At 74.9% G+C, this 23743-nt stretch carries 21 protein-coding genes; 8 read left to right on the forward strand and 13 right to left on the reverse strand.

Translation table 11 applies throughout. From position 1 onward, the window contains the following. Positions 1 to 437: 437 nt before the first annotated feature. On the reverse strand, positions 438 to 1532 hold the full coding sequence (locus ACFVN3_RS19505) for a helix-turn-helix transcriptional regulator (RefSeq protein ID WP_378234644.1): 1095 nt from the start codon (positions 1530 to 1532) through the stop codon (positions 438 to 440). Positions 1533 to 1626: 94 nt separating this feature from the next. Here ACFVN3_RS19505 and ACFVN3_RS19510 point away from each other — a divergent pair, with 94 nt between their 5' ends. After that, entirely contained in the window at positions 1627 to 2709 is a 1083-nt protein-coding gene (locus ACFVN3_RS19510) for an ATP-binding cassette domain-containing protein (protein WP_378234645.1), read from the forward strand. After that, complete coding sequence (locus ACFVN3_RS19515) at positions 2706 to 3560, forward strand: ABC transporter permease (protein WP_378234646.1); 855 nt, start codon at positions 2706 to 2708, stop codon at positions 3558 to 3560. The genes ACFVN3_RS19510 and ACFVN3_RS19515 overlap by 4 nt, the downstream gene beginning before the upstream one ends. A gap of 14 nt (positions 3561 to 3574) precedes the next feature. On the opposite strand, the gene ACFVN3_RS19520 is transcribed toward ACFVN3_RS19515, so the two are convergent. The 3 genes from ACFVN3_RS19520 to ACFVN3_RS19530 form a co-directional block, all read right to left on the reverse strand. Further along, complete coding sequence (locus tag ACFVN3_RS19520; RefSeq protein WP_378234647.1) at positions 3575 to 4186, reverse strand: aspartate/glutamate racemase family protein; 612 nt, start codon at positions 4184 to 4186, stop codon at positions 3575 to 3577. A 106-nt stretch (positions 4187 to 4292) separates the two neighbouring features. Further along, the gene (locus tag ACFVN3_RS19525; RefSeq protein ID WP_378234648.1) at positions 4293 to 5756 is read right to left on the reverse strand and encodes a hypothetical protein; all 1464 of its coding nucleotides are present in this window, start codon (positions 5754 to 5756) and stop codon (positions 4293 to 4295) included. Positions 5757 to 5871: 115 nt separating this feature from the next. After that, entirely contained in the window at positions 5872 to 6192 is a 321-nt protein-coding gene (locus ACFVN3_RS19530) for an MTH1187 family thiamine-binding protein (RefSeq protein WP_378234649.1), read from the reverse strand. A gap of 111 nt (positions 6193 to 6303) precedes the next feature. Here ACFVN3_RS19530 and cofD point away from each other — a divergent pair, with 111 nt between their 5' ends. Continuing rightward, the gene (cofD, locus tag ACFVN3_RS19535; protein WP_378234650.1) at positions 6304 to 7257 is read left to right on the forward strand and encodes a 2-phospho-L-lactate transferase; all 954 of its coding nucleotides are present in this window, start codon (positions 6304 to 6306) and stop codon (positions 7255 to 7257) included. Beyond that, the gene (locus ACFVN3_RS19540) at positions 7250 to 8122 is read left to right on the forward strand and encodes a 2-phospho-L-lactate guanylyltransferase (protein WP_378234651.1); all 873 of its coding nucleotides are present in this window, start codon (positions 7250 to 7252) and stop codon (positions 8120 to 8122) included. The genes cofD and ACFVN3_RS19540 overlap by 8 nt, the downstream gene beginning before the upstream one ends. A 39-nt stretch (positions 8123 to 8161) precedes the next feature. Here the strand turns inward: ACFVN3_RS19540 and ACFVN3_RS19545 are convergent, their stop codons facing one another. The 4 genes from ACFVN3_RS19545 to ACFVN3_RS19560 form a co-directional block, all read right to left on the reverse strand. After that, entirely contained in the window at positions 8162 to 8773 is a 612-nt protein-coding gene (locus ACFVN3_RS19545; protein WP_378234653.1) for a hypothetical protein, read from the reverse strand. Next, a complete protein-coding gene (locus ACFVN3_RS19550; RefSeq protein ID WP_378234655.1) occupies positions 8770 to 9387 on the reverse strand; it encodes a nitroreductase family protein in 618 nt (205 codons plus the stop codon). The genes ACFVN3_RS19545 and ACFVN3_RS19550 overlap by 4 nt, the downstream gene beginning before the upstream one ends. Before the next feature lie 40 nt (positions 9388 to 9427). Then, on the reverse strand, positions 9428 to 9958 hold the full coding sequence (locus ACFVN3_RS19555; RefSeq protein WP_378234657.1) for a GNAT family N-acetyltransferase: 531 nt from the start codon (positions 9956 to 9958) through the stop codon (positions 9428 to 9430). A 66-nt stretch (positions 9959 to 10024) separates the two neighbouring features. Further along, complete coding sequence (locus tag ACFVN3_RS19560; protein ID WP_378234659.1) at positions 10025 to 11008, reverse strand: aldo/keto reductase; 984 nt, start codon at positions 11006 to 11008, stop codon at positions 10025 to 10027. Between the two features lie 92 nt (positions 11009 to 11100). Here ACFVN3_RS19560 and ACFVN3_RS19565 point away from each other — a divergent pair, with 92 nt between their 5' ends. Next, positions 11101 to 12633 carry a PLP-dependent aminotransferase family protein gene (locus tag ACFVN3_RS19565; RefSeq protein ID WP_378234661.1) on the forward strand — a complete coding sequence of 511 codons (1533 nt, stop codon included), beginning with the start codon at positions 11101 to 11103 and terminating at the stop codon, positions 12631 to 12633. On the opposite strand, the gene ACFVN3_RS19570 is transcribed toward ACFVN3_RS19565, so the two are convergent. Further along, complete coding sequence (locus tag ACFVN3_RS19570) at positions 12608 to 14407, reverse strand: oleate hydratase (protein WP_378234663.1); 1800 nt, start codon at positions 14405 to 14407, stop codon at positions 12608 to 12610. The two genes, ACFVN3_RS19565 and ACFVN3_RS19570, sit on opposite strands and share 26 nt — an antisense overlap. Positions 14408 to 14567: 160 nt before the next feature. Here ACFVN3_RS19570 and ACFVN3_RS19575 point away from each other — a divergent pair, with 160 nt between their 5' ends. Next, entirely contained in the window at positions 14568 to 15065 is a 498-nt protein-coding gene (locus ACFVN3_RS19575; protein WP_378234665.1) for a DUF6174 domain-containing protein, read from the forward strand. A gap of 48 nt (positions 15066 to 15113) precedes the next feature. On the opposite strand, the gene ACFVN3_RS19580 is transcribed toward ACFVN3_RS19575, so the two are convergent. The 3 genes from ACFVN3_RS19580 to ACFVN3_RS19590 all read right to left on the reverse strand — a co-directional run bounded on the left by ACFVN3_RS19580 (position 15114) and on the right by ACFVN3_RS19590 (position 21301). Next, entirely contained in the window at positions 15114 to 18032 is a 2919-nt protein-coding gene (locus ACFVN3_RS19580; RefSeq protein ID WP_378234681.1) for an FAD-binding and (Fe-S)-binding domain-containing protein, read from the reverse strand. Between the two features lie 339 nt (positions 18033 to 18371). Continuing rightward, positions 18372 to 20474: a YhgE/Pip family protein gene (locus ACFVN3_RS19585; protein ID WP_378234666.1), complete on the reverse strand. Its 2103-nt coding sequence runs from the start codon at positions 20472 to 20474 to the stop codon at positions 18372 to 18374. Next, a complete protein-coding gene (locus ACFVN3_RS19590; RefSeq protein ID WP_378234667.1) occupies positions 20471 to 21301 on the reverse strand; it encodes a hypothetical protein in 831 nt (276 codons plus the stop codon). Before ACFVN3_RS19590 ends, ACFVN3_RS19585 begins: the two co-directional genes overlap by 4 nt. A gap of 115 nt (positions 21302 to 21416) precedes the next feature. On the opposite strand from ACFVN3_RS19590, the gene ACFVN3_RS19595 reads away from it, so the two are divergent. Both ACFVN3_RS19595 and ACFVN3_RS19600 read left to right on the forward strand, forming a co-directional pair. After that, positions 21417 to 22124, forward strand: a complete 708-nt coding sequence (locus ACFVN3_RS19595) for a TetR/AcrR family transcriptional regulator (protein WP_378234668.1) — start codon at positions 21417 to 21419, stop codon at positions 22122 to 22124. A gap of 63 nt (positions 22125 to 22187) precedes the next feature. Then, positions 22188 to 23231: an NAD-dependent epimerase/dehydratase family protein gene (locus ACFVN3_RS19600; RefSeq protein WP_378234669.1), complete on the forward strand. Its 1044-nt coding sequence runs from the start codon at positions 22188 to 22190 to the stop codon at positions 23229 to 23231. Positions 23232 to 23256: 25 nt separating this feature from the next. Here the strand turns inward: ACFVN3_RS19600 and ACFVN3_RS19605 are convergent, their stop codons facing one another. Beyond that, entirely contained in the window at positions 23257 to 23700 is a 444-nt protein-coding gene (locus tag ACFVN3_RS19605) for an OsmC family peroxiredoxin (RefSeq protein WP_064316525.1), read from the reverse strand. Between the last annotated feature and the right edge of the window lie 43 nt (positions 23701 to 23743).

A 23743-nucleotide genomic window follows, 5' to 3' on the forward strand; every position in this document is an offset into this window, starting at 1 on the left:
GACATCATCTTCCGAAATCAACCAAAGGAATCCCAGACACAACCAACCACCCCACCCGACGGGCGAGACGATCAGCCATGCCACAGGGACAAAAATTGGCATTGACTAACAAGCACACTGTTGAGTTCTCAAACAACCGACACACACCGCCTCCGACCTCGTTCCCGAGGCCCTTGCGCGGGGCGCTTCCTTCGTTCTGAATCCTACCAGACCCGGCCGTTCGTCCCGGACCGGTGTCAACCGGATTTCCGTTCAGAAATGTACCTGATCCAGACACCCTCACCTGACGCACGGCGCAGCACTGTGCTCCGAGAATCTGGTGGGAGTTGCACCCGGGGGACCAGCCACTTCGCATCTGCTCCGAGGAGCTGTGCCGTGGTGTCTGTTCCTCCCTGCCGGGCGACCTCGAGAACATTACGGGGTTCGGAGGCAGGAGGTCAACTCGCGCCGTCGTGACCCGGACCACTCCCCTCCACGGCTTCCTGCCCCCGTGCCCGCATCGCCTCGCCCGGCACTCCGCGCTGCGGCAGTCCGCCTCCCGCAGCGGGTGCGGCTGCCACCGTCGCCCGCGCCGCGAGACGGGCCACCGCCGTCCGCAGATCGTCGGGTCCCACCACGGTGAACGGTGCGTCGAAGATGCCGAACCACGCGGCGAGCCCGCCCCACGACCAGGAACCGGCGGTCAGCCGGCACCGCCCCACTCCCACGGCCTCCACGAGGGCACCCGTTCCTGCCCACGCCGCTACGACAGCGGCGTCCAGCTCGAGCTCGACCGTCCCTCGCACGGGCATCTCGGGCTGCGTGAACCTCTCGGCGACGAACGTCGCCACGTCCGGGGCGGGCAGCTCCCGACGCTCGAACCGTGCCCCGACACCCTCGCGCGGCGCCATCCGGTCGATCCGGAACGTCCGCCAGTCGTCCCGGTCGAGGTCCCACGCGACGAGGTACCACCGCCCACCCCACGTGACGACGTGGTGCGGCTCCGCGCGGCGCGGCGCACGGAACCCCTCTCCCGGCTCCTGGCCCGGCGCACGGAGCACCTCGCCGGTCCCGCCGTCGTAGTCGAACCGCAGCACGCGGCGCTCGGCGGCCGCCGAGCCGACGGCCACGAGCACGTCGGCCCGCACCGCGGGGAGGGCTCGCTCCCTCCGGCCCGGCACGGCTGTCACCTCCAGCGCGTCGATGCGCGTGCGCAGCCGCGCAGGCATGACCTGGCGGATCGTCGCGAGCGCGCGTGCCGCGGCGTCCTCCACTCCCGGGAGCACCCCCGTGCGCAGCGCGATCGCGACGGCGACCGCCTGCTCGTCGTCGAACAGGAGGGGCGGGACGTCCGCTCCGGCGTCGAGCCGGTACCCGCCGTCGGGCCCCTTCGTCGCGCGCACCGGGTAGCCGAGCTCGCGCAGCCGGTCGACGTCGCGCCGCACGGTGCGCGGGCTCACGTCGAGCCGCTCGGCCAACGCCGACCCCGGCCAGTCCCGGCGCGCCTGGAGCAGCGAGAGCAGTCGGAGCAGTCGTCCTGAGGTCTCGAGCATGCCCTCAGGGTGGCACGGAGTAGAGGACCGAATCTGTCCTCTACCCCTGGCAACGTCGGTCTCGTCGCACGAAGCACACCCAGGAGGAGCCATCGTGATCCGCACCAGAGCACTGACCAAGGACTTCGCCGTCGGGCGCGACGCGAGCGCCACGGTGCACGCCGTGCGCGGCATCGACCTCGACGTCGCACCCGGCGAGCTCGTCGCCGTCCTCGGCCCCAACGGCGCCGGCAAGACGACCACGCTCCGCATGCTCACCACGCTCATCCGTCCCACGTCGGGCACGGCCACGGTCGCCGGGCACGACGTCGTCGCCGAGCCCGACGCCGTCCGGCACCGCATCGGCTACGTCGGGCAGGGCAACGGCGCGGGCCACGCGCAGCGCGCCGTCGACGAGCTCGCGAGCCAGGGCCGCATCTACGGCCTCGACCGACGGACCGCTCGACGCCGGGCCGACGAGCTGCTCGACTCCCTCGAGCTCGCGTCGTACCGCACGCGCAAGGTGTCCGACCTCTCCGGCGGGCAGCGTCGCCGGCTCGACGTCGCGATGGGCCTGGTGCACGCGCCGTCGCTGCTGTTCCTCGACGAGCCGTCGACCGGGCTCGACCCGCACAACCGGGCGAACCTGTGGGACCACGTCCTGAGCATGCGCGAGGACTCGCTCGCGGCCACGGGCGAGCCCATGACGATCGTCCTCACGACGCACTACCTCGACGAGGCCGACACCATGGCCGAGCGCGTCGTCGTCGTCGACCACGGCCAGGTCATCGCCGACGACACCGCGGAGAACCTCAAGGCCGACCTCGCCGGGGACCGCGTCGTCGTCACGCTGGCTCCCGCCCGCGGGCACGCGGACGCCGCGCGGCTCACCGAGGTCGCCCGCCGCGTCGAGGGCTTCCGCGAGGCGACCCGCACGCCCGACGGCGCACCCGCCGTCGGGCACGACGCCGCACCCACGCTCGAGGTGCGCGCCGAGCGCGGCGACGCCTACCTCCCCCGCCTGCTGCGCGCCGCGGACGCGGACGGCATCGCCGTCGAGACCGCGCAGGTGCACCGCCCCACGCTCGACGACGTCTTCCTCGCGCTCACCGGGCGCAGCCTGCGCGAGGCCGGCGCCGCGACCACGAACGACACCCCCGCCGAGGGCACCCGCCCCACCGAGAGGACCGCAGCATGAGCACCGTCGACACCGCCCCCACCGCCGTCGCCCCGCACCCGGCCCCCGCCCACCCTCGCGCACGCCGCGGGCTCGCCGCCTTCACGCGCGACACCGGGATCGTGCTCGTCCGCGAGCTGCGTCCCGTCGTGCACGACCCCTTCTCCGTGCTGTTCGGGCTGGTCCAGCCGATCGTCTTCCTCGCGCTGTTCGGCCCCCTGCTCGTCGGGTCGCTCGGCGGCACGACGACCGGCCAGGAGGTCCTGGGCGGCAACGTCTGGCAGTGGTTCGTCCCCTCGATCCTCGTGATGACGACCCTCTTCGGGACCACCACGACCGGGGCGAACCTGCTCGTCGAGCTCCAGACCGGCGCGCACGAGCGGATGCTCGTCGCTCCGCTGTCACGGGCCTCGCTCCTCGTGGGCCGCGCGCTCAAGGAGATGGTCCCGATCGTCGCGCAGTCGGTCGTGGTGGTGCTCGTCATGCTCCCGTTCGGGTTCGAGCTGCACCCCGCCGGCGCCGTCGTCGGGCTCGCGCTCCTCGCCGTGTTCGGCGTCGGCATCGGGTCCCTCAGCTACGCGCTTGCGCTCGCCGTGCGCAAGCAGGACTGGATGTTCTGGGTCGTGCAGCAGACGCTGATCTTCCCGCTCATGATCCTGTCCGGCATGCTGCTGCCGCTCGAGACCGGGCCGCGCTGGATGCAGGTCGCGTCCGACGTCAACCCGCTGCGCTACGTCGTCGACGCCGAGCGCGCGCTGTTCGCCGGCGACCTCACCGCCTCAGCCGTCGCGTGGGGGTGGGTCGCGGCCGCCGTGACGGCCGCCGTCGGCCTCGCCGTCGGGATCCGCACCATGGTCCGCACCACGGACTGAGCGCGACCCTCGCGTCAGGCCCGGGCCAGCTCCACGGCCCGGGCCACCGCGCTGCCCGGGCTCGTCAGCACGGGGACGTGGAGGTCCCCCAGGAGCGCGGCCGCCGGCGCCATGCTCGCCTGCGCGAGCACGACGACGTCCGGCACCCACCGCGCGACGACCTCCCGCACCGCGTCCGCAACACCCTGGTGGTACGCGTCCAGGTTCCCGGCCTCGAAGGGCGCCCACGCGTCGGTGCAGACCACCGGCTCGAGCTCGACGCGCGTCCCCGCCCGGCGCGCGGCGTCGGCGAGGAGGCTCGTCGTCGGGCCGAGCGTCGAGACGAGCGCGACGACGACGGCGACCCGGCCTCCGTCACGCACCGCCGCCTCCGCGAGCGGCCGGTCCACCCGCACCACGGGCACCCCGGGCCCGCCGACCTCCTCCGCGACCGGACCGAGCGTCGAGCACGTGCACACCACCACCGACGACCCGGCCGCGACGAGCGCCTCGACATGCGCCCGGACCCGCTCACCCGTCGGCGCGCCCGCCCGCGCGTCGTCCAGGAGCGACGCGTCGACGCGGTGCACGTGCCCCTCCCCCGGCGCGACCTCGTCGACGAGCCCACCGAACGTCGCGACGTGCACGTCGGCAGTGTGCAGGAATCCGATCACGCCTCGCCCCCGGACGGCGTCGTGCTGCGGTGTCGTGCGGACGGGTTCGTCGGCCGCATCGCCGGGCTCCGTCGACGGTTCAGGCGTGGTGCTCGCGGAAGGCGTCGGTGAGGGTGGGGCCGTCCTCGGCGCCGAGGCGCCAGACGCTCCAGCCGTCGGCGGTGTGGGTACCCGACACGGCGACGGCGGCGAGGTCCGGGTGGCGGAACCGGGCGCCGTCGGCCAGCTCGATGAAGCCGTCGGGCTGGAGGATCGCCTCGAAGCGCTGGCCGCGGCGCGGTCGGGACCACACGAGCTCGCGGGGCCTGCCGAACGCGCGCGCGAGCGCGACGAGGTCGGGGTCGTCGTCGGGACCGAGCGGCACGTCCGCGGGGGGCGGGGGCGGCACGGGGACGACGTCGCGGCTCGCGGACGCGCGCGTGGGTGCCGGGTCGAGGTCGACCGGCGGGTGGTACGACAGCGGGTCGTACGGCTGCTCGCGCGACGGGCTGCGCTGCTCGCCGTACTCGTGCGTGAGGTACGACTCGCGCGTCCGGATCGACTCACGGGTGCGGATCGACTCGCGCGTGAGGATCGACGTGCGCGGGGTCGACGGCTCGTCGCCGGCCTCGACGGGCCGACGGTCGGCCCAGCCCGCGGACGCGGGCTCGGGCACGGTCCGGGCGGTGAGGGGGTCGTCGAGGGGCACGAAGTCCAGGACGGGAGGCTCCGCACGCGACGGCTCCGACGGCACGACGGGCGGGGCCAGCGCGGCGAGAGGGCCGGTCTCGTCCACCGGGGTCGGCGCGATCGCGGAGCCGGCACGCGGCTCGAGCTCGGCGGCACGACGGCGCTCGGCCCGGGACTGCGCGGCCTGCCGCGTCACCACGGGAAACTTGCCGGTCAGGGCTCGGCCCACGGCGACGCCGTCCGCGAAGTCGGATCCGGGGGCGACGGCGCGGCCCCGGCGCGGCTCGGGTGCCGCAGGCGGTGCGGGGTTGTCGCGCGTCATCGCGAGGGGCGACACGTCGACGAAGCGCCGGCCGTCGGCGCCCTGCACGACGCCGAGGCGCAGGACCGCGACCGGCGAGCCGGGCTGGCGCAGGAAGTCGAGCGCGTCCTGGATGCCGGGAGCGGCGCTCGAGCAGATGACGATGAGGCGGGCGCCGGTCGCGCGGGCGGTCGCCTGCGAGCGCGTGAGGGGGACGTTGTCGTAGAACGCGGCGACGTCCTGCTGGAACCGCGACGCGCCGCCGGTGTAGCGGGCGGCGAGCTCGGCGCGCGTGAGGCGCCCGGCCCGGCCGGCGTGGTTGAGCGCCGCGGTGAGGGCCTCCTCCGTCAGCTCCGCCGTGACCTCGATGACGACGGGGAGACCGGCGGCGTCGAGGGCGAGGAGGTGGGGCTCGTCGTCGGACGTGCCCTGTGCGACGGGGAAGATCTGCTCGCCCAGCAGCCCCTCGATGTTGCCGTCCACGACGCGCTGCGCGTCCGTCCCGAACGCTCCTGCCGGCTGGGGCGGCTGGACCAGTACGGGACGCTCGGCGTCCACCTCGAAGAGGGGCATCGGGGGATCTCCTGCTGCAGCGGAACGCGACCTGGGCGGGGGCGTTTGCGCCATAGCCTACGTCGCCGGTCAAGTCCCTCGAACCGGTCGAACCGCCCTCGCGCGCCCCCGCAGGTCAGGCGTGCCCGGTCTCCTCCGACTCGGCCGCGAGGCGCTCCTCGACCCGCTCGACCTTTCCCGTGAGCTCCCCCGTGCGTCCGGGGCGGATGTCGGCCTTGATGACGAGCGAGACCCGGTGCCCGCCCGCGCCGACGGCCTCGGTGGCGCGCTGGATCACGGGCATGACGCTGTCCCAGTCGCCCTCGATCTCGGTGAACATCGCGGTGGTGCGGTTGGGCAGGCCCGACTCGCGGACGATGCGGACGGCCTCGGCGACGGAGTCCGCGACGGACTCGCCGGCACCGAGCGGGGCGACGGAGAAGGCGAAGACGGCCATGGGCCCATCGTGGCACGGGTCCGGCGCACGAACCGCGGCGGGACCTGGCCGGGCCCGCGGGTCCGGGCGAGGGCCGCCGGGACTCCCGCGCCCCGACGTAGGCTCGTCGTCGTGACAGCAGAACACCGCACCGACCGCGTGACCGTGCTCGCGGGCGGGGTCGGCGGGGCCCGCCTCGCGCACGGCCTGGATCTCGCCGGGGCCGACCTCACGGTCGTCGTCAACGTCGCGGACGACGTCGAGCTGCACGGGCTGTGGATCTCGCCCGACCTCGACACGGTGACGTACACGCTCGCCGGGCTCGCGGACGAGGAGCGCGGCTGGGGCGTGGTCGACGAGACGTACGCGGCGCTGGAGGCGATGGGCCGGCTCGGCGAGGACACGTGGTTCACGCTCGGCGACCGCGACCTCGCGACGCACGTCGTGCGGACGGCCCGGCTGCGCGCGGGGTCGTCCCTGACCGCCGTGACCGCGGAGCTCACGACCGCGCTGGGCGTCCGGGCGCGCGTGCTGCCCGTGAGCGACGACCGCGTCGCGACCCTCGTCGACACACCCGCGGGCCGCCTCGGGTTCCAGGAGTACTTCGTGGGGCGACGGCACGCGGACGACGTGCTGGGCCTCGTCTACGACGGCATCGAGGCGGCCCGCCCGGCGCCCGGCGTGCTCGACGCGGTGACCGGCGCCGACGTGGTGGTGGTCGCGCCGTCGAACCCGTTCCTCTCGGTGGAGCCGGTGCTGGGCGTCGCGGGCGTGCGGGACGCGCTCGCGGGGACGACGGCACGGCGCGTCGCGGTGAGCCCGATCGTCGGCGGTCGCGCGATCAAGGGGCCTGCGGCGCAGATCCTCACGACCCTCGGGCACGAGGTCTCCGCGCTCGGCGTCGCGCGCCTGTACGTCGGGCTCGTCGACGTCATGGTGATCGACGACCACGACGCCCGCCTCGCCGACGACGTGCGGGCGCTGGGGATGGACGTCGTCGTCACGGACACCGTCATGGGCGGCGCCGCGGGCCGCGAGCGCCTCGCGCGCACGCTCCTCGCGTCGGCGGGGGTCGCTCGTGGGTGACCTCGTGCTGCCCGACGGCGGCGCTCGCCCGGGCGCGGCGGGCCGCCCGGCGCGCGTGGTCGCCGTCGTGCCGTTGCGCGACGGGTCGTCGGGAAAGTCGCGGCTCGCGCACGTCCTCGACCCCGCGTCGCGCAGCAGGCTGATCGCCGTGCTCGCGCGGCACGTCGTGGGGACGCTGCTCGCGAGCGACGGCGTGGAGCGCGTGGTCGTGGTGACGTCGGACCCGCGGTTCACGTGGCGGGCGCTGCGGGACGTCGTGGTGGACGAGTCCGGCGACGCGGCGCACGCCGGGTCCGACGGCCTCCCCCTGCTGACCGCCGACGCGGACCGGCTGCGCATCGTGCTCCAGCCCGCGGACCGGCCGGGCCTGGACGCGGCGGTCGAGCGGGGCCGAGAGATCGCGTCGGAGGACGCGGCGGCCCGGGGCCCCGTGCGGCTCCTCGTGGCGCACGCCGACCTTCCCGCGCTCACGCCCGCGGACGTGGCGGCGCTGCTCGCCGAGGACGCCCCGGTCGTCGTCGCGACGGACCGCCGGGGCGAGGGCACGAACCTCCTCGCCCTCGAACCCCCGGCTTCCGCGCCGTCGACCACGACCGTGCTGCGGGACAGCGGCTCGGAACGACAGGACCCTCGTGCTCGGCCGGGCGGCGGTCCCGTCGTCGAGGGGTTCCGGTTCCGGTTCGGGCCGGACAGCCGTGCGGCGCACGTCGCGGAGGCCGAGCGCCTCGGGCTGCGGGCCGTCGTCGTGCAGCGGCCGGGGACGGCGATCGACCTCGACACCGTGGAGGACTGGGGGGAGCTGCCCGCGGACGCGCGCGCCGCCGTCGGGCTGCACGTCCCGGCGCTGCGCGACCGCGACGCCTGACGGGCGCGCCTCGCCGTCGCGCGCCGGGCCACGCACCGGCTAGGAGGGCCAGGCGCCGGGCTCCTCCAGGGGTGCGACGAGGCCGACCCGCACGTCGGAGAGCAGCCGCTGCCAGCTGCCCTCGTCGAGCGGCCCGGCGCAGTCGAGCGCGAGCGCGACGGACTGGGTCGACGCACCGCCGTCGAACGTCGGCGTGCTCACGACGCGCGCCGCTCCACGGACCTGGACCTCGCCGCGCGGGGTGCCGACGGCCCAGTCCTGCGCGACCGCGTTCACGCCCTGGAGGGTCACGCCGTCGGACGTGAGCGGGAGCAGCACGTCGCGCGGGGCCACCGGGTCGCCCCCGTCCGCTGCGACGGTCTCGCTGAGCAACGCGGCGGACGCGTCCCGGGCACCCTGCTCCGGCGGCGCGGGATCGCTCGCGCCGCGCCACGACAGGACGCACGCGCCGCTCGCCCCGACCACCTGCCACCCGGTGCGCGCGACGAGCGGCGACGCGGTCGCGTCCGGGCCGGGGGCGTCCGCGGTGCCCGACGTCGCCGGGTCGCCGGTCGGGTCGGGCGACGACCCCCCGGTGCAGGCAGCCGTCGCGAGGACGGCGAGCACGGCCGCCGTCGCGAGCGCCGCCGCGCGGGCGGCCAGGCGTGTCACGACCGGTCTCCCCAGCGGCCGCGGTGCACGACGTCGTCGAGCGGCTTGCGCGGGCGACGCCGCGGCGAGCCCGTGGTCGCCCTCTCCGCGGGGTGCCCGACGGCGACGACCCCGGTCGGGGCGTACGCGTCGGGGATGCCGAACGCCGCGCGCAGCCGCGCGACCTCGCCCGGCGCGACGCCGAAGAAGCACGCGCCGAGCCCCTCGTCGACGGCGGTCTGGAGCATGAGCAGCGCCGCCATCCCGGCGTCGACGTGCCAGTACGGCACGGCCCAGCGGTTCTCGTCGCGGTCGGCCCAGCCCTTGTCGTCCTCGGCGTACCGGTCGAGGTAGACGTCCTTCGACGTGAGGACCACGACCAGCACGGGCGCCGTGCGCATCCCGGCGAGCCACGCGCTCATGCTCCGCTCGGGCTGCTCGGGCGAGCTCGCGGACCAGAAGCGCGCGACGTCGTCGGGCTCGGTGAGCACGAGGAACGACCACCCCTGCGCGAACCCCGCGCTCGGCGCGCGGACCGCGTTGCGCACGAGGCGGTCGACCGCGTCCGCCGCGACCGGCTCGGAGGTGAACCGGCGCACCATACGTCGTTGCCGGACGACGTCCTGGAACTCCACGTGGCCCCCTCGGCACGGTCTTGCGGCAGGTCCCCGCACCTTACCCGCCGACGCGCCGCGCCATCCGGACCTCGAGGAGGCGCGGGTCGCTCGGGAGGGGCTTGGTCTCGCCGGTCGGTGCAAAGCCCGCACCCTCGTACAGCCGGCGCGCGCGGGCGTTCGTCGCAGTGACCCGCAGCGCGAGCGCCCGCGCCCCGAGCTCGGCCGCGAGCGCCTCGGCGGACCGCAGGAGCGCTGCCGCGACGCCGGTGCCCCGCGCGTCCGGGTCGACCCACACGGAGACGAGCTCGGCCGCGGTCGGGTCGTCGTGCGAGGGAAACACTGCGGCGACTCCGACCACCCGCCCGGGTGACCGGTCGCCCTCGGCCGGGACGCCATCGTCCGGCACCGACCGCGCGAGGAGCGTGCGGCCCTGCGCGGCGCGTTCGCGCCACACGTCGTCGGGGAAGGCGGCCTCGCGCACGAGCGTCGAGCCGAACGCGGACGGCGCGTCCGCGAGCGCCCGCAGGCGGACGTCCCGGAGGTCGCGCCAGTCGTCCGGCCGGACGCGCGCGACGGTGGTGGTGGGCACGGCCCATGGTGTCAGCCCGGCCCGGCCCCCCGCTGCCGGGGCGTCGGGCCGGGCGGACACTCCGGCTCAGGCGGCGTCGAGGCGGTCGCGCAGCTCCGGGTCGAGCTCGAGGTCGGCAGCCCCCAGGAGCTCGTCGAGCTGCTCGAGCGTGCTGGGACCGATGATCGGGACCACCGGGTGCTCGCCGCCGAGGAGCCACGCGAGCACGACCTGGTTGGGCGTCACGCCGAGCTCGCCCGCGACCTCGTGCAGGAGGCGGATGCGCTCGCGCGTGGTCGGGTGGTCGAACCCGTCCCACAGCGGCTTGTCGCGGCGCACGTACGCGCCCTGGAGGATCGGCGAGTAGGCGGTGACGGCGAGCGGCGGGCGCCCGGCGACGCCCGTGGAGGCCGCGTAGTCGAGCAGCTCGTACGACGCCCAGTTGTGCCGGCCGACCTCCGGCGTCGGGTAGGCGTAGGTGAAGTTCTGCTGCACGAGCCCGTAGGGCGCGATGCCCTGGCGCAGCGCCTCCTCCCGCGCCTCGACGACGCGCCACAGCGCGACGTTCGAGATGCCGGTGATGCCGACGACGCCCTCGGCCTGGAGCTTGCCGAACGCGCCGACGGTCTCGGCGAGCGGGGTCTCGTGGTCGTCGACGTGCCCGTAGAGCACGTCCACGTGGTCGATGCCGAGGTGGCGCAGGCTCTCGTGCGCCTCGTACCCGATCACGTCGGCGCCCAGCCCCTGGAAGTTCGTGGGCTCGACGTTCTGCAGCGGCAGGGCGGGGTCCTTCTTCGCCGCGCCGAGCTTGGTCGCGATGCGGACCTCGTCGCGCACGCCGCGGCTCGCGAGCCAGCGGCCGAGGAGGTCCTCGCTGTCACGGCCGTGGCCGCCGGCCCAGAAGCTGTAGTTGTTCGCCGTGTCGAGGAACGTGCCGCCCGCCTCGAGGTAGCGGTCGAGGATCGCGAACGACGTGTCCTCGTCGACGAGCGTGCCCATGTTCATCGTGCCGAGGCAGAGGGTCGACACGTCGAAGGAGGTGCGCCCGTCGCCGATGGTGCGGTACCGCATGGTGGGTCTCCCTGAAGATCTTGGTGGATCCGTGGTCCTGCTGACGTGCTCCACGCTACGGAGGGATCGGCACGGGTGTACGGTCCGATTCCATGGCCATCGACCAGACCAATTCTCCGCCGAGCCCGGGTACGACGGCGGAGCTCGCCTGGGAGGCGCTGCTCGACCTGGGGACGGGGCCCGGCTCACGGGTCGAGCGGCTCGAGCGCGCCGTCCGCGACGCCGTGCACACCGGCCGGGTCCCGGTCGGCGCGGCGCTGCCGCCGAGCCGACAGCTCGCGGAGTCGCTCGGGGTCTCGCGGTGGGTCGTCACGGAGGCGTACGGCCAGCTCGTCGCCGAGGGCTTCCTCGAGGCGCGGACCGGCGCCGCGACCCGCGTCTCCGCCGCGGCCGGTGCTCGGCCGACGAGTCCCGGAGGCGCGCGGTCGGGCGGACGGCCGGTGAACGCCCGCGTGGGCGCGGTCCCGCCGCTGCCCGGCCGCGCCCGGTTCGACCTCGCGCCCGGCGTGCCCGACCTCCGGCACGTCCCGCGCGACGCGTGGCTGCGGTCCGCGCGCGAGGCCCTCGCGGCGTCGTCCAACGACGACCTCGGCCAGCCGGCCCCTGCGGGCCACCCGCACGCACGGACCGTCGTCGCCGACCACCTCCGCCGGGCGCGCGTCGTCTCCGGGGCGGGCGACGCCGTCGTGCTCACGCGTGGCGCGACCGACGGCATCGCGCGCGTCGCGGCGGCGCTCGTCGAGGCGGGCCACACGCACGTCCTGGTCGAGGACCCGAGCTGGTCCGTGCTGCGCGACGTCGCGGGGCGCGCCGGCCTGACGCCGGTCCCCGTGCCGGTGGACGACGCCGGCGCCGACGTCGCCGCCCTCGTCGAGGCGTCACGACGCACCGGCGCGCGCGCCGCGCTGCTCACGCCCGCGCACCAGTTCCCCACCGGGTCCGCGCTGGCGCCCGAGCGGCGCGAGGCGGTGGTCGCGTGGGCGCGCGCCGTCGACGGGCTCGTCGTCGAGGACGACTACGACGCCGAGTTCCGCTACGACCGTCGGCCCGTCGCCGCCCTGCAGCAGCTCGATCCCGATCACGTGGTGCTCCTCGGCTCGGTGAGCAAGACGATGAGCCCGGCGTTCGGCGTGGGGTGGATGGTCGTGCCTCCGCGCTGGCGGGAGTCCGTGGTGCGCGCCGCCTCCCCGGCGCACCGCACGACGGCGGCCCCCTCCACGGTCGACCAGCTCACGTTCGCGCGGCTCGTCGCCTCCGGTGGGTACGACCGTCACCTGCGCGCCGCGCGCGGCCGGTACCGGCGCCGCCGCGACGCCGTGCTCGCCGCCCTCGCGCGCGAGCTGCCCGACGCGGCGGTGAGCGGCATCGCGGCGGGGATGCACGCGCTGCTCTCCCTGCCGGGCTCGCCCGACGACCCCGCCCCCGACGCCGCGCACGTCGTGCGCGAGGCCGCGCGGCGCGAGGTCACCGTCGTCGACCTGCGCCGCTACCAGGTCCGCCCCGCCGAGCGGTCGACGACCCTCGTGCTCGGCTACGGCAACCTGGCCGACGCCCGCGTCGACGAGGCCGTCGCCCGCCTCGCCGACGCGGTGCGTGCTGCTACTCGTCGTGGGACAGGAGGCTGAACTCGGCGAGCAGCTCGCCGATCTCGGTGGCGTCGACCTTCTTCTGGAGCCGGTCGCGCAGGATCCGCGGGCCAGGGATCGCGAGCTCCTCGCCGTCGCGCAGGGCGCTCACGGCGGCGAGCAGCTTGCGGACGTCGTAGGTGCTGTTGAAGACCTCGGGGACGCCGCGCTCCAGGTCGAGGAGCTGGTAGGCCGCCTCCATGCCGGTGCGCACGGAGTACTCGGTGGTGAAGATCGTGTCCCGCGTCGTCTCGGCGAACTGGCCGATGAACGCGAAGTTCCGCGCGCCGTCGGGCACGACCTGTGGCCGGTCGCCCGCGTGCCGGGGCATGAAGAACGCCGTGACGTACGGCATCATCACGGGCACGCAGCTCGCGGCCTCGGCGGCGAGGGTCGGGATGTCGGCCTCGGGGACCCCGAGGTGGTAGAGCCACTCCTGCGTGATCTCCTCGCCCGTGCAGTCCTGGAGCGGCTTCTTCACGTAGTCGCCCGGCGTCTCGACGAACAACCCGTACACCCACACGACGATCTCGTCCGGGGACTGCGCCTTGAAGTGCGGCTGCCGGTTCACCGTCCAGCTCATGAGCCACGCCGAGTCGCGCGCGGTGACGATGCCGCCCGTGACGACCTTGCCGCTGAACGGGTCGCGCCGGCAGATGCGCTCGATGTACTCCGGGATGCGCCGGTCGAGGGTCGTGACGGTCGCGGACTGCCACTTGGTGCGCGGGATGTCGGTGCTGAACACGTCGGGCCGGCCGAACGCCGGGTCCTTCGCGGCGACGCGCCGCCACAGGTCCCACGCGGGCGCAGGCCCGGTGTCCAGGCGAGCCGGGGTGTGCTGGTCGCCGTTGTCGGAGTTCTCCGTGAGCGACCCGATGGTCGCGATGACGAGGTCGTCCTCGCCGAGGTCGATCGTCTGCTCGACGGCGGCCTCGCCGGACTCGTGGCCCGTCCCGTGGTCCAGCAGGTGCAGCCGCGTCGCGACCTTGCGGTCGGGCGCGAGCTCGAAGTCGACGTCGGTGACCTCGACGTGGAACCGGAACGTGACGCCCTGGTCCATGAGCCAGCGCGTGAGCGGCAGCACCATCGACTCGTACTGGTTGTACTTGGTGAACTTCAGCGCCGAGAGGTCGGGCAGGCCGCCGACGTGGTGGATGAACCGGTGCAGGTACAGCTTGAACTCGAGCGCGCTGTGCCATTCCTGGAACGCGAACATCGTGCGCCAGTACAGCCAGAACTGGCTGTCGAGGAAGTGCTTCGACATGACGTCCTCGATCGACTTCCCCTCCATGTCCTCGCGCCGCGCGAGGAAGATCTTGGTGATCTCCTTCTGCGCCTTCTCGTCGAGGCGGAACAGGTTGTCGAACCGCGCGTCCTTGCCGCGGTCCTCCGTGACGCGCTGGAGCGAGAAGTTCGGGTCGTCCTTGTTGAGCCAGTAGAACTCGTCGAGGACCGTGACCCCCTCGGTCTCGATCGACGGCACGGAGCGGAACAGGTCCCACAGGCACTCCATGTGGTCCTCGAGCTCGCGCCCGCCGCGGATGACGAACCCGCGCCGCGGCTCCTTGATGCCGTCGAGCGCACCACCGGGGAGCTTGAGCCGCTCGTAGACGGTGATCCTCTCGCCGGGGACCTGGCCGTCGCGGACGAGGAAGCCCGCCGCCGAGAGCGAGGCGAGCCCCGCCCCCACGAGATGGACGGACCCGATCCGGTCCGTCCGCTCGGGCTTGCGCGGCCGCGCGAACGCCTCGTAGTTGCCGCTCGAGTAGTACATGCCTCTCCCTCTCACCGCCGACGACAGGAAAGGAGCGCCGCCCGCGGTGGCGCTCCCCTGCCATGCTCACGCCGGGCACGAGCGACCGCACCTCGGTGCACGAACGTGCACGGGTTCCGCGCGACCGCAAGGCCAGGACGCGTGGGCACACGAGCAGGGCATGGAGACGACACCGCGCCGCAGCCCCCGCCCGTCCGGGACGACGGCGGCGCTCGCCCTGGGCGGGCTGCTCGCCGTCTCGTCCGGAGCGGCCGCGTGCGCGCCCGCGGGCGGGTCGTGGCCGGTCGCCGGGCTGTCGGACGCGCAGGACCGGTGGGCCGCGGCGGGGTACGACGACTACGCGTTCACGCTGACGTCGTCGTGCGGCGAGCGGAACCTCGTCGGGGAGTTCGACGTCGAGGTCGCCGGCGGCGAGGTGGTCGCAGTCTCCGCGAGCCTCGCGCACCTGGAGATGACCCCCGAGTCCTACGTCGAGAGCGGGGGCCGCACGATCGACGGGTTCCTCGACCTCGTCGACGAGCGGCACGACGACGTCACCGACGTGGCGTTCGACGACGTTCTCGGGTACCCGACGTCGCTCACGCTCGACCCGATGCCGCGCGCGATCGACGACGAGGAGTGCTACACGATCACGGACGTGCACCCCGCGCGCGGCTGACGGCCGCCCACCCGGCGACCGCTCGCTGTCGGGCGGCACGGCCGACGGTCAGAGCCGCTCGGCGAGCAGCTCGACGAGGGCCTTGCCCTGCACGCCGGCGAGGTCGTCGGCCTGCGTGCGGCACGAGAACCCGTCCGCGAGGTACACGTCGCCCGGGGCGGCGTCGCGCAGCGCGGGCAGCAGCGCGTTCTCCGCGACCGCGACCGACGTCTCGTAGTGGCCCTTCTGCATGCCGAAGTTGCCCGCGAGCCCGCAGCAGCCGGCGAGGACCTTGATCGTCGCGCCCGCATCGCGCAGCAGCCGCTCGTCGGCGGCGAAGCCCATCACCGAGTGCTGGTGGCAGTGCGGCTGCACGACGGCGGTCACGTCCGACAGGTCGGGCACACGCCACCCGGACTCGCGCCCGGGCGCGGTGTCGACCGAGGTGAGGAGCTCGGCGAGCGTGCGCGTCGCGGCGGAGACCGCCTGGGCGCGGGGGTCGTCGGGGAACAGGTCCACGAGGTCGGAGCGCAGCACCGCGGTGCACGACGGCTCGAGCCCCATGATCGGGATGCCGTTCACGGCGTACGGGCCGAGCACGGACAGCAGGTTCTCCAGGCGTTTGCGCGCGCCGTCGAGCTGGCCCGTGCTGATCCACGTGAGGCCGCAGCACGCCTGCTCGTCGGGCACGACGACGTCGTACCCGGCGGCGGTGAGCACCTTGACCGCGGCCTGGGGCACGCCGGGCGACATGTTGTCGCTGAACGAGTCGGTCCACAGCACGACCTTGGGGCGCTCGTCGCGCACGGGGTGGCCCGGTCGCTGGCCGATGTGCAGTCCGGGCACGCCCTGGGTCGCGCCGCCGCGCTTCCACCAGGTGCGGAAGGGCACCTCGGCGAAGGTCGTCATCGAGCGGCGCGTGTCCATGCCGCCCGCCCAGAGGACCGTCTTCGCGAGCGGGCGGATGCCGAGCAGCTTGTTGGCCAGGCGCGGCATCCCGGTCGCGAGCCGCGCCCAGATCGGCAGCCAGCCGAGCGAGTAGTGGTCGACCGGGCGCAGCTTGCCGCGGTACGTACGGTAGAGGACCTCGGACTTGTACTGCGCCATGTCGACGCCCGCGGGGCAGTCGCTCGAGCACGCCTTGCAGGACAGGCACAGGTCGAGCGAGTCGCGCACCTCCGGCGCCGCGAGCCCACCCACGAGGGTGCCGTTCACGGCCTCCTGGAGCACGCGGGCGCGGGCGCGCGTGACGTCCTTCTCGTCCTTGGTCGCCTGGTACGACGGGCACATGAACCCGCCCGCGGCGCTGTTGTCCGCGCGGCACTTGCCGACGCCGACGCAGCGGTGCACGGCCTGGGTCATGTCGCCGTGGTCGTGCGCGAACGAGAAGCCCTGGTAACCGGCGCGGCGCGAGATCTTCGTGACCTTCGCCGGCGCGGCCGTGCTCGTCCCGGGTGTGCCTGGCGCGCCGACCGTCGACAGCAGCGGGTGCGCGTGCGGACGGCGCAGGTCGTCGTCGACCGCGCTCGGGCGCACGACGACGCCCGGGTTCATGACGTCCTGCGGGTCGAACAGCGCCTTGAACCGCTCCATGAGCGCGATCGCCTCGGGGCTGTACATGACCGGGAGCAGCTCGGAGCGCGCGCGCCCGTCGCCGTGCTCGCCCGAGAGCGAGCCGCCGTACTTCGCGACGAGCTCGGCCGCCTCGAGCATGAACGTGCGCAGCACCGACCCCGACGCCTCGAGCGGGATGTCGATGCGCAGGTGCACGCAGCCGTCGCCGAAGTGCCCGTACGGCAGGCCGTCGACGCCGTAGCGCGCCATGAGCGCGTCGAGGTCGCGCAGGTAGTCGCCGAGCTTCTCCGGCGGGACGGCGGAGTCCTCCCAGCCCGGCCACGCCTGCTCGCCCGCGGGCGTGCGCCCGGCGAGCCCCGCGCCGTCGGCCCGGATCTGCCACATCTTGGTCGCGTCGGGACCGGCGGGCAGGATCATCGTGGCCTCGCTGCCCGACGCCGCGACGATCGCCTCCGCGTTCGCCATCGCCTCCTCGGGCGTCGCGCCCCCGACCTCGACCATGAGCCAGCCCGCGCCCGGCGGCAGCGGCGGGACGGACTGCGCGCCCTTGGCGCGGCGCACGACGTCGACGAGCCGCGCGTCGAGGCCCTCGACCGCGAGGGGGCTGAGGTTCAGGAAGGTCGGGACGTCGTCGGCCGCGGAGGGCATGTCCGGGTAGCCCAGCACGACGAGCGTCGGCTTGGACGGCACCGGCACCAGGCGGACCGTCGCCTCGAGGATCGTCACGAGCGTGCCCTCGGTCCCGACGAGCGCCTTCGCGAGGTCCGACCCGTTCTCCGGCAGCAGGTGCTCGAGCGAGTAGCCCGACACCTGGCGCCCGAAGCGCCCGAACTCCGTGCGGATCAGCGCGAGGTTCTCGCGGACGAGCTCTGCGAGACCCGGGACGTCGGCGAACGTCGGGTCGCCCTTGCCCGCGGTGAAGCGGCGGCCGCGACCGTCGACGACGTCGAGCGCGATGACGTTGTCGACCGTGCGGCCGTAGGCGACCGCGTGCGGACCGCACGCGTTGTTGCCGATCATGCCGCCGAGCGTGGCGCGGTTCTGCGTGGACGGGTCCGGCCCGAACCGCAGGCCGTGCGGCGCCGCCTCCTGCTGGAGCGCCGACATGACGACGCCCGGCTCGATGCGCGCCGTGCGCGCCCCCGGGTCGACGTCGAGCACGCGGTTCACGTGCCGCGTGAAGTCGAGCACGACGCCCGGGCCGATCGAGTTGCCCGCGACGGACGTGCCGGCGCCCCGCGCCGTCACCGGCACCTCGAGCTCGCGCAGCACGTCGAGCGCCGCGACGACGTCGTCCGCGTCCTGCGGGTACACCACGGCCTCGGGCACGACGCGGTAGTTCGACGCGTCCGTCGAGTACTCCGCGCGGCGCCGCGTCGAGGAGTCGACCGCGCCGCGCACGACCGTCCGCAGCGCCTCGGCGAGCGCCGTGCGGGCCGCGTCGGCCGCGCGTTCGGCCTCGCGGAGAGCGGCCGCGCGCTCCGCCTCCGGCGACGTCGTCGCACGGGAGCCGGACCGCCGCGAACCGTTCCCGTCGTGCTGCGGGGCGGGGGTCGGGGTGGCGTCGATCTCAGCGGACACGTCGCGATTGTCGCACCCTCGCCCCCGAACCCTCCGGACGGTCCGCCCCCTGACCCCCGATCGGCGCTCGATCATGCCGTTGTCGCCCGCCGACCATGCGGTTGTGGCCCGTCAGCTGCTCCGGACGAGCCGCAACCGCATGGTCGGCCGGTCCTCTCGCGAGTCGAGCGGTCAGAGGACGAGCTCTGGTTGGAGCTTCTTGATGGTCCAGACGCGCTGCCTGCGGGCCGCGAGGGTCGTCAGGGCGAGGGCTCCGGCCAGGACGACGACGAGCACCGTGACGTCGCGCGTCACCGTCGCCATGTTGCCCCCGTAGAGGAGCTGGCGCAGGCCCTCGACGGCGTAGGTCATGGGCAGGAACTGGTGCATCGAGCGCAGCGGCTGCGGGATGGTCTGCCACGGGAACGTGCCGCCCGCGGTGACGAGCTGGACGAGCATGAGCACGAGCCCGAGGAACTGCCCGGCGGCGCCGAGCCAGACGTTGAGCGCCTGGAGGATCGCGACGAACGTCGCGGACACGAGCACGAGGAACAACGCGGTCCCCACGCCGTGCACGGGGTCGATGTCGAGCGCGAACTTGGTCACCGTGAACATCGCGGCAACCTGCACGACACCGATCGCGGCCGGGGTGAGCCAGCCGCCCAGGGCGGTGGCCAGACCGGACCGCCCGGCGGCGAGGGCGCGCGAGGACAGCGGGCGCACGAGCAGGAAGAGCACGTACGCGCCGATCCAGGTCGCGAGCGACAGGAAGAACGGCGCGAGCCCGCCGCCGTAGGTGCCGGCGGAGGACAGCGCCTCGTTCTCGACGGACACCGGGTTGCCGATGGTCTCGGCGGTGTCCTGGCGCGTCTGCTCGTCGAGGTCCGGCACCTGGCCGAGACCCTCGGAGAGCCCGTCGCGGAGCTGCGTGACGCCGTCGACGAGCTCGCCCGACCCGTCGCGCAGCTGCGACGTCCCGTCGGCGAGCGAGGTCGCGCCGTCGGACACCTGGCGCGTGCCGTCGGCGAGCCGGGAGACGCCGTCCACGAGCTGCGGGGTCGCGGCGGCGAGCTGCCCGGTGCCGTCGGCGAGGCGGTCCGCGCCGTCTGCGGCGCTCGCGATGCCGGAGGTCAGCTGAGGCGTCGCGGCCGCGAGGCGGGCCGCGCCGTCGGACACCTGCCGCGACCCGTCGGCGAGCTGGTCGAGCTTCCCGGAGGCCGCGGTCACCTGGTCGACGGCGCCCTGGACCTGCTCGCGCTGCTGGTCGAGCACGGGGGCGACCTGCGACCGCACCTGGTCGGCGGTCGCCTGGTCGATGACGCCGTCGGCGACGAGCTGGTCGAGCTGCGCGTCGACGTCGCCGCGGATCGCGTCGAGCGTCGGGAGCACCTGGCCCGCCGCGTCGGCCGCCTGCTGCCCGTACTGCGCGACCTGCGCGTTCCCGTCCGCGACCTGCGCGGCGCCGTCGGCGAGCTGTCGCGCCTGGTCGGGTAGCGAGGAGGTCGCGCCGCGGAGTGTCCCGAGCCCGGACGCCAGCGACTCGGCTCCGTCGTCGAGCTGCCCGACGGCGTCGGCGAGCGTCCCGGTGCTCGCGTCGAGGCGCTCGGCCCCGTCGGCGGCCTGGCCCGCGCCGGTGGCGAGCGTGTGCGCACCGTCGTCGGCGGTGACGAGGCCGTCGCGGAGCTGCGTCGACCCGTCGAGGAGCTGGTCCGCGCCGTCGACGGCGTCGGCGAGGTTGGTGTGGATGGAGGCGAAGCCGCGCAGGAACGTGTCCGCAGCCTCCGTGCCGACCTGCTCGGCGATCGAGTCGCGCACCTTGCCGACGATCTGGTCGGCGATCGTGCGCGCGAGGTAGTTGTTCGCGTCGTTGGTGATGAGCGTGAGGCTCGCCTGCTGGGGCTCGAACTCGCCCGCGGACGCGAGGTCGGCGGAGAACGTCGGGCCGATGACGAGCGCGGCGTCGTACCGCCCGGACCGCACGCCGTACTCGGCGTCGACCTGGCTCGTCTCGACCCAGCCGAACCCGCCGTCGTCGAGGAGCTGGTCGGCGACGTCGCGGCCGAAGTCGCGCTCCGTCGTCTCCCCCGTCTGCGCGTCGGTGGTCTTGGTGCCCTCGTCGAGCACCACGAGCGCGGCCGGGATCTGGTCGAGCTTGTCGTACGGGTCGTGGTTCGCGAACAGGTACAGCCCGGCGTAGAGCGTGGGGATGAGCGCCATCGCCAGGATGGCGAGGCGCGGCAGCGTGCCCGCGGCGAGGCGGCGCAGCTCGGACAGCCCGAGACGGATCGCGGTCATCGGCCCTCCTCCGGATCGTCCTGGCCATCGCCCCGCTCGTCGACCCCGGGGTTGTCGTCAGGCACCGCGCCGAACCCGGGGATGTCGCCGGGCTCGGCGGGAGGGGTGGCCGCAACCCCGGGTTCGGCGAGCGGGGTGGGGCGGGTGCGCAGCACGACGACGGGCGGCTCGTGGATCGTGGCGCCGCGGGCCGGAGGCAGGTCGACGCCGAGGTCGCGGGCCGACGCGCGCGTGCACTGCACGAGGACGCCGTAGCCCGCGCCGGCGAGCGACTGCGCGACCTCCCACCAGCCCGACGGCTCGCCCCCGTGGCGGTCCGGGAGGGTGAGCACGAGGAAGCCGACGTCGGGGTCCTCGGCCGCGAGGGCCGCGAGCAGGGCGGTGCGCACGACCCCGGGGACCTGGTCGAGGCGCCGGGCGCGGTCGGCGGTGAGCGAGTGGTCGGCGAGCCACCGCGTGACGTCGGACGGCAGCGACCGTCGCCCGGCGAGCGCGAGGCCCTCGGCGACGACGTCGGACACGGTGAGCGCGTCGTCGGGCTCGCTGATGCCGGGGACGTCGACGACGGCGGTCACGTCGCGCAGCGTCGCGGCGGCGCCGCGGGACGTGCGCCCGGCGCGGCGGGACGGCGTGCTCGCCGGCAAGAGCCGGACCTCGCCCGCGGACGGGTCGAACCGTCCCGTGGCGACGAGCGCGAGGGCGGTGTGCCCGTGCCCGGGCTCGCCCGCGACGAGCACGCACTCGCCCGTGGACCACGCGAGGTCCATCGGCTCGAGCATCGGCTCGCGCCGCCCGTCGACGCGGACGTCCGTCAGCGTGATCTGCATCCCGGCTCTTCCCTTTCGTGGGTCCCCGGTCCTCACCGAGGACGCCGTTGACTCACGGTCAACAACGCTACGCCTCTTGTTGACTCGTGGTCAACAACGGCGTACAACGGATGTCATGCCCCGCACGCCCGCCCCCTCCGTCGATCCCCCGCCCACCGAGGCGACGGGACAGCCGCACGGTTCGCGCCGCCGTCGCGAGCCCGCCGACCGCCGTCGCGAGCTCCTCGACACCGCCGCGCAGCAGGCCGACGAGCACGGCCTGGACTCGCTCACGCCCGCGGCCGTCGCCGCGCGCGCCGGGGCGTCCAAGGCGCTCGTCTTCCACTACTTCGGGTCCACCGCCGGGCTGCGCCGGGCCGTCGCGCTCGAGGCCGTGGCGGGGCTCGAGGCGGCGACCGTCGCACCGGACGATCGTCCCCTCGTGGAGCGCCCGGCGCTCGCCGTCGCGTCGTTCCTCGACGCGGTCGAGGCCCGGCGCCTCGTCTGGCAGGACCTCTGGCGGGGCGCGCTCGGCGAGGACGACGCGACGCAGGACGCGCTCGCGCGCGTCCGCGAAGGCCTCGTCGCCCGCCTGACCTCGACGGTCGCCGCGACGACGTCCGGCTCGCCCCTGGCCTCGCCGCGCCTGCGGCTCATCGCGGCGGGCTGGGTCGCGCTCGTCGAGAACGTCACCGCCGCGTGGCTCGGGGGAAGCGACCTGTCGCGCGCGGAGATCGAGCGGCTCGTCCTCGCGAGCACCGTCGTCCTCGTGCCCGAGCTCCCCGAGCCCGCGCGCGGCGCCGTCCTCGCCATCGCCCGGGCGAACTCGGGCGCGGCGGGCTAGCGTCAGGAGCGCGGCCGCCGAGCACGTACGCAGGGCGGCGAGGACGAGATCGGGAGGCAGCGCATGCGCGTGGTGGTCGTCGGGGCGAGCGGGAACGTCGGCACGGCGGTGCTGCGCCGGCTCGCGGCCGAACCCGTCGTGACGTCCCTCGTGGCCGTCGCTCGACGCGTGCCGCGCGCCGACGGCTCGAGCACCGTGCGGGCCCCGCACGACGCGGCGACGTGGCGGTACGCGGACGTCGCCGCGGCCGACGCGGACGAGCGGCTCGACGCCGCGCTCGCCGGGGCGGACGTCGTCGTGCACCTCGCGTGGGCGATCCAGCCGAGCCACGACCGCAAGCGCCTGCGCCGGGTCAACGTCGAGGGGACGCGGCGGGTGGTCGAGGCCGCGCAGCGGGCCGGGGTCGCGCACCTCGTCGTCGCGTCGTCGGTCGGCGCGTACTCGCCCGCCCCGTACGCGGGCGACGCGCGCGACACCCCGGTCAACGAGGGCTGGCCCGTCGAGGGCGTGCCCGGCTCGTCGTACTCCGAGGACAAGGCGGCCGTGGAGTCGCTCCTCGACGAGGTCGACCGCCACAGCGGGATCGTCGTCTCGCGCGTCCGCTCGGCCCTGGTGTTCCAGCGCGACGCCGCCTCCGAGATCACGCGGTACTTCCTCGGCCCGTTCGGCACGCGGGTGCTCCGCCGGGCGCCCCTGCCCACCGTCCCGCTGCCCGACGGCCTGCGGCTCCAGGTGGTGCACGCCGAGGACGTCGCCGAGGCGTACGCGCGCATCGTGGTCGGGCGGCACCCGGGGCCGTTCAACGTCGCCCACCCCACGGTCCTCACGCCGCAGGACGTGGCGGACGTCGTCGCGGACGGCTCGCTGCGCACCGTCCCCTACGGGACGGCGCGGACGGCCGTCGCCGCCGCCTGGCGCGCCCGCCTCGTGCCGGTCGGCGAGGGCTGGCTCGACATGGCGATGCGCGCGCCCGTGCTGGACACGAGCCTCGCCGGGGAGCTCCTGCGGTGGCACCCGGCCCACGGCGCGAAGGACACGCTCGCCGAGCTCGTCGACGGGATCCGCGACGGCGCCGGGACCTCGACCCCGCCGCTCCTCCCCCGCTGACCCGCCTCGGCGCGGTGTGCGCGCGTCAGCTCTCGAGCGCGGCGTCCAGCGTGATCGTCGGGACGCTCGCGAGCGCCTTCGACACGGGGCACGTCGCCTTCGCCGTCTCGGCCGCCTGCTGGAACCCGGCCTCGTCGATGCCCTCGACCTCGCCCCGGACCGTGAGCGCGATCGTCGGGATCTGGAAGCCGCCGGCGGGGTCCGGCGCGAGCGTGACCTCGGCGGTCACCTCGAGCGAGACGGGCGTCGCGCCGGCCTCGGCGAGCACCGCCGAGAACTGCATGGCGTAGCAGGACGAGTGCGCGGCGGCGATGAGCTCCTCGGGGCTCGTCACGCCGCCCGCGTCGTCCGCGGCGCGGCGCGGGAACGAGACGTCGTACGTGCCGACCTTCGAGCTCGACAGCTCGACCTGGCCCTGACCGTCCTGCAGTCCACCGTTCCAGGCGGTACGAGCGATACGCGTGGGCATGCGAGATCTCCTTCGACGTCGGGGTGCCCGGGAGGGACCGGGC

The organism is Cellulosimicrobium sp. NPDC057862, from assembly GCF_042797035.1.
GTDB lineage: Bacteria > Actinomycetota > Actinomycetes > Actinomycetales > Cellulomonadaceae > Cellulosimicrobium.

What these genes read in the sequence shown, in the direction of transcription:
- ACFVN3_RS19505 (WP_378234644.1), bottom strand. Translation starts at nt 1,532, where the DNA reads ATGCTCGAGACCTCAGGACGACTGCTCCGACTGCTCTCGCTGCTCCAG.
- ACFVN3_RS19515 (WP_378234646.1), top strand. Translation starts at nt 2,706, where the DNA reads ATGAGCACCGTCGACACCGCCCCCACCGCCGTCGCCCCGCACCCGGCC.
- ACFVN3_RS19525 (WP_378234648.1), bottom strand. Translation starts at nt 5,756, where the DNA reads ATGCCCCTCTTCGAGGTGGACGCCGAGCGTCCCGTACTGGTCCAGCCG.
- ACFVN3_RS19530 (WP_378234649.1), bottom strand. Translation starts at nt 6,192, where the DNA reads ATGGCCGTCTTCGCCTTCTCCGTCGCCCCGCTCGGTGCCGGCGAGTCC.
- ACFVN3_RS19560 (WP_378234659.1), bottom strand. Translation starts at nt 11,008, where the DNA reads ATGCGGTACCGCACCATCGGCGACGGGCGCACCTCCTTCGACGTGTCG.
- ACFVN3_RS19565 (WP_378234661.1), top strand. Translation starts at nt 11,101, where the DNA reads ATGGCCATCGACCAGACCAATTCTCCGCCGAGCCCGGGTACGACGGCG.
- ACFVN3_RS19570 (WP_378234663.1), bottom strand. Translation starts at nt 14,407, where the DNA reads ATGTACTACTCGAGCGGCAACTACGAGGCGTTCGCGCGGCCGCGCAAG.
- ACFVN3_RS19575 (WP_378234665.1), top strand. Translation starts at nt 14,568, where the DNA reads ATGGAGACGACACCGCGCCGCAGCCCCCGCCCGTCCGGGACGACGGCG.
- ACFVN3_RS19585 (WP_378234666.1), bottom strand. Translation starts at nt 20,474, where the DNA reads ATGACCGCGATCCGTCTCGGGCTGTCCGAGCTGCGCCGCCTCGCCGCG.
- ACFVN3_RS19590 (WP_378234667.1), bottom strand. Translation starts at nt 21,301, where the DNA reads ATGCAGATCACGCTGACGGACGTCCGCGTCGACGGGCGGCGCGAGCCG.
- ACFVN3_RS19595 (WP_378234668.1), top strand. Translation starts at nt 21,417, where the DNA reads ATGCCCCGCACGCCCGCCCCCTCCGTCGATCCCCCGCCCACCGAGGCG.
- ACFVN3_RS19600 (WP_378234669.1), top strand. Translation starts at nt 22,188, where the DNA reads ATGCGCGTGGTGGTCGTCGGGGCGAGCGGGAACGTCGGCACGGCGGTG.
- ACFVN3_RS19605 (WP_064316525.1), bottom strand. Translation starts at nt 23,700, where the DNA reads ATGCCCACGCGTATCGCTCGTACCGCCTGGAACGGTGGACTGCAGGAC.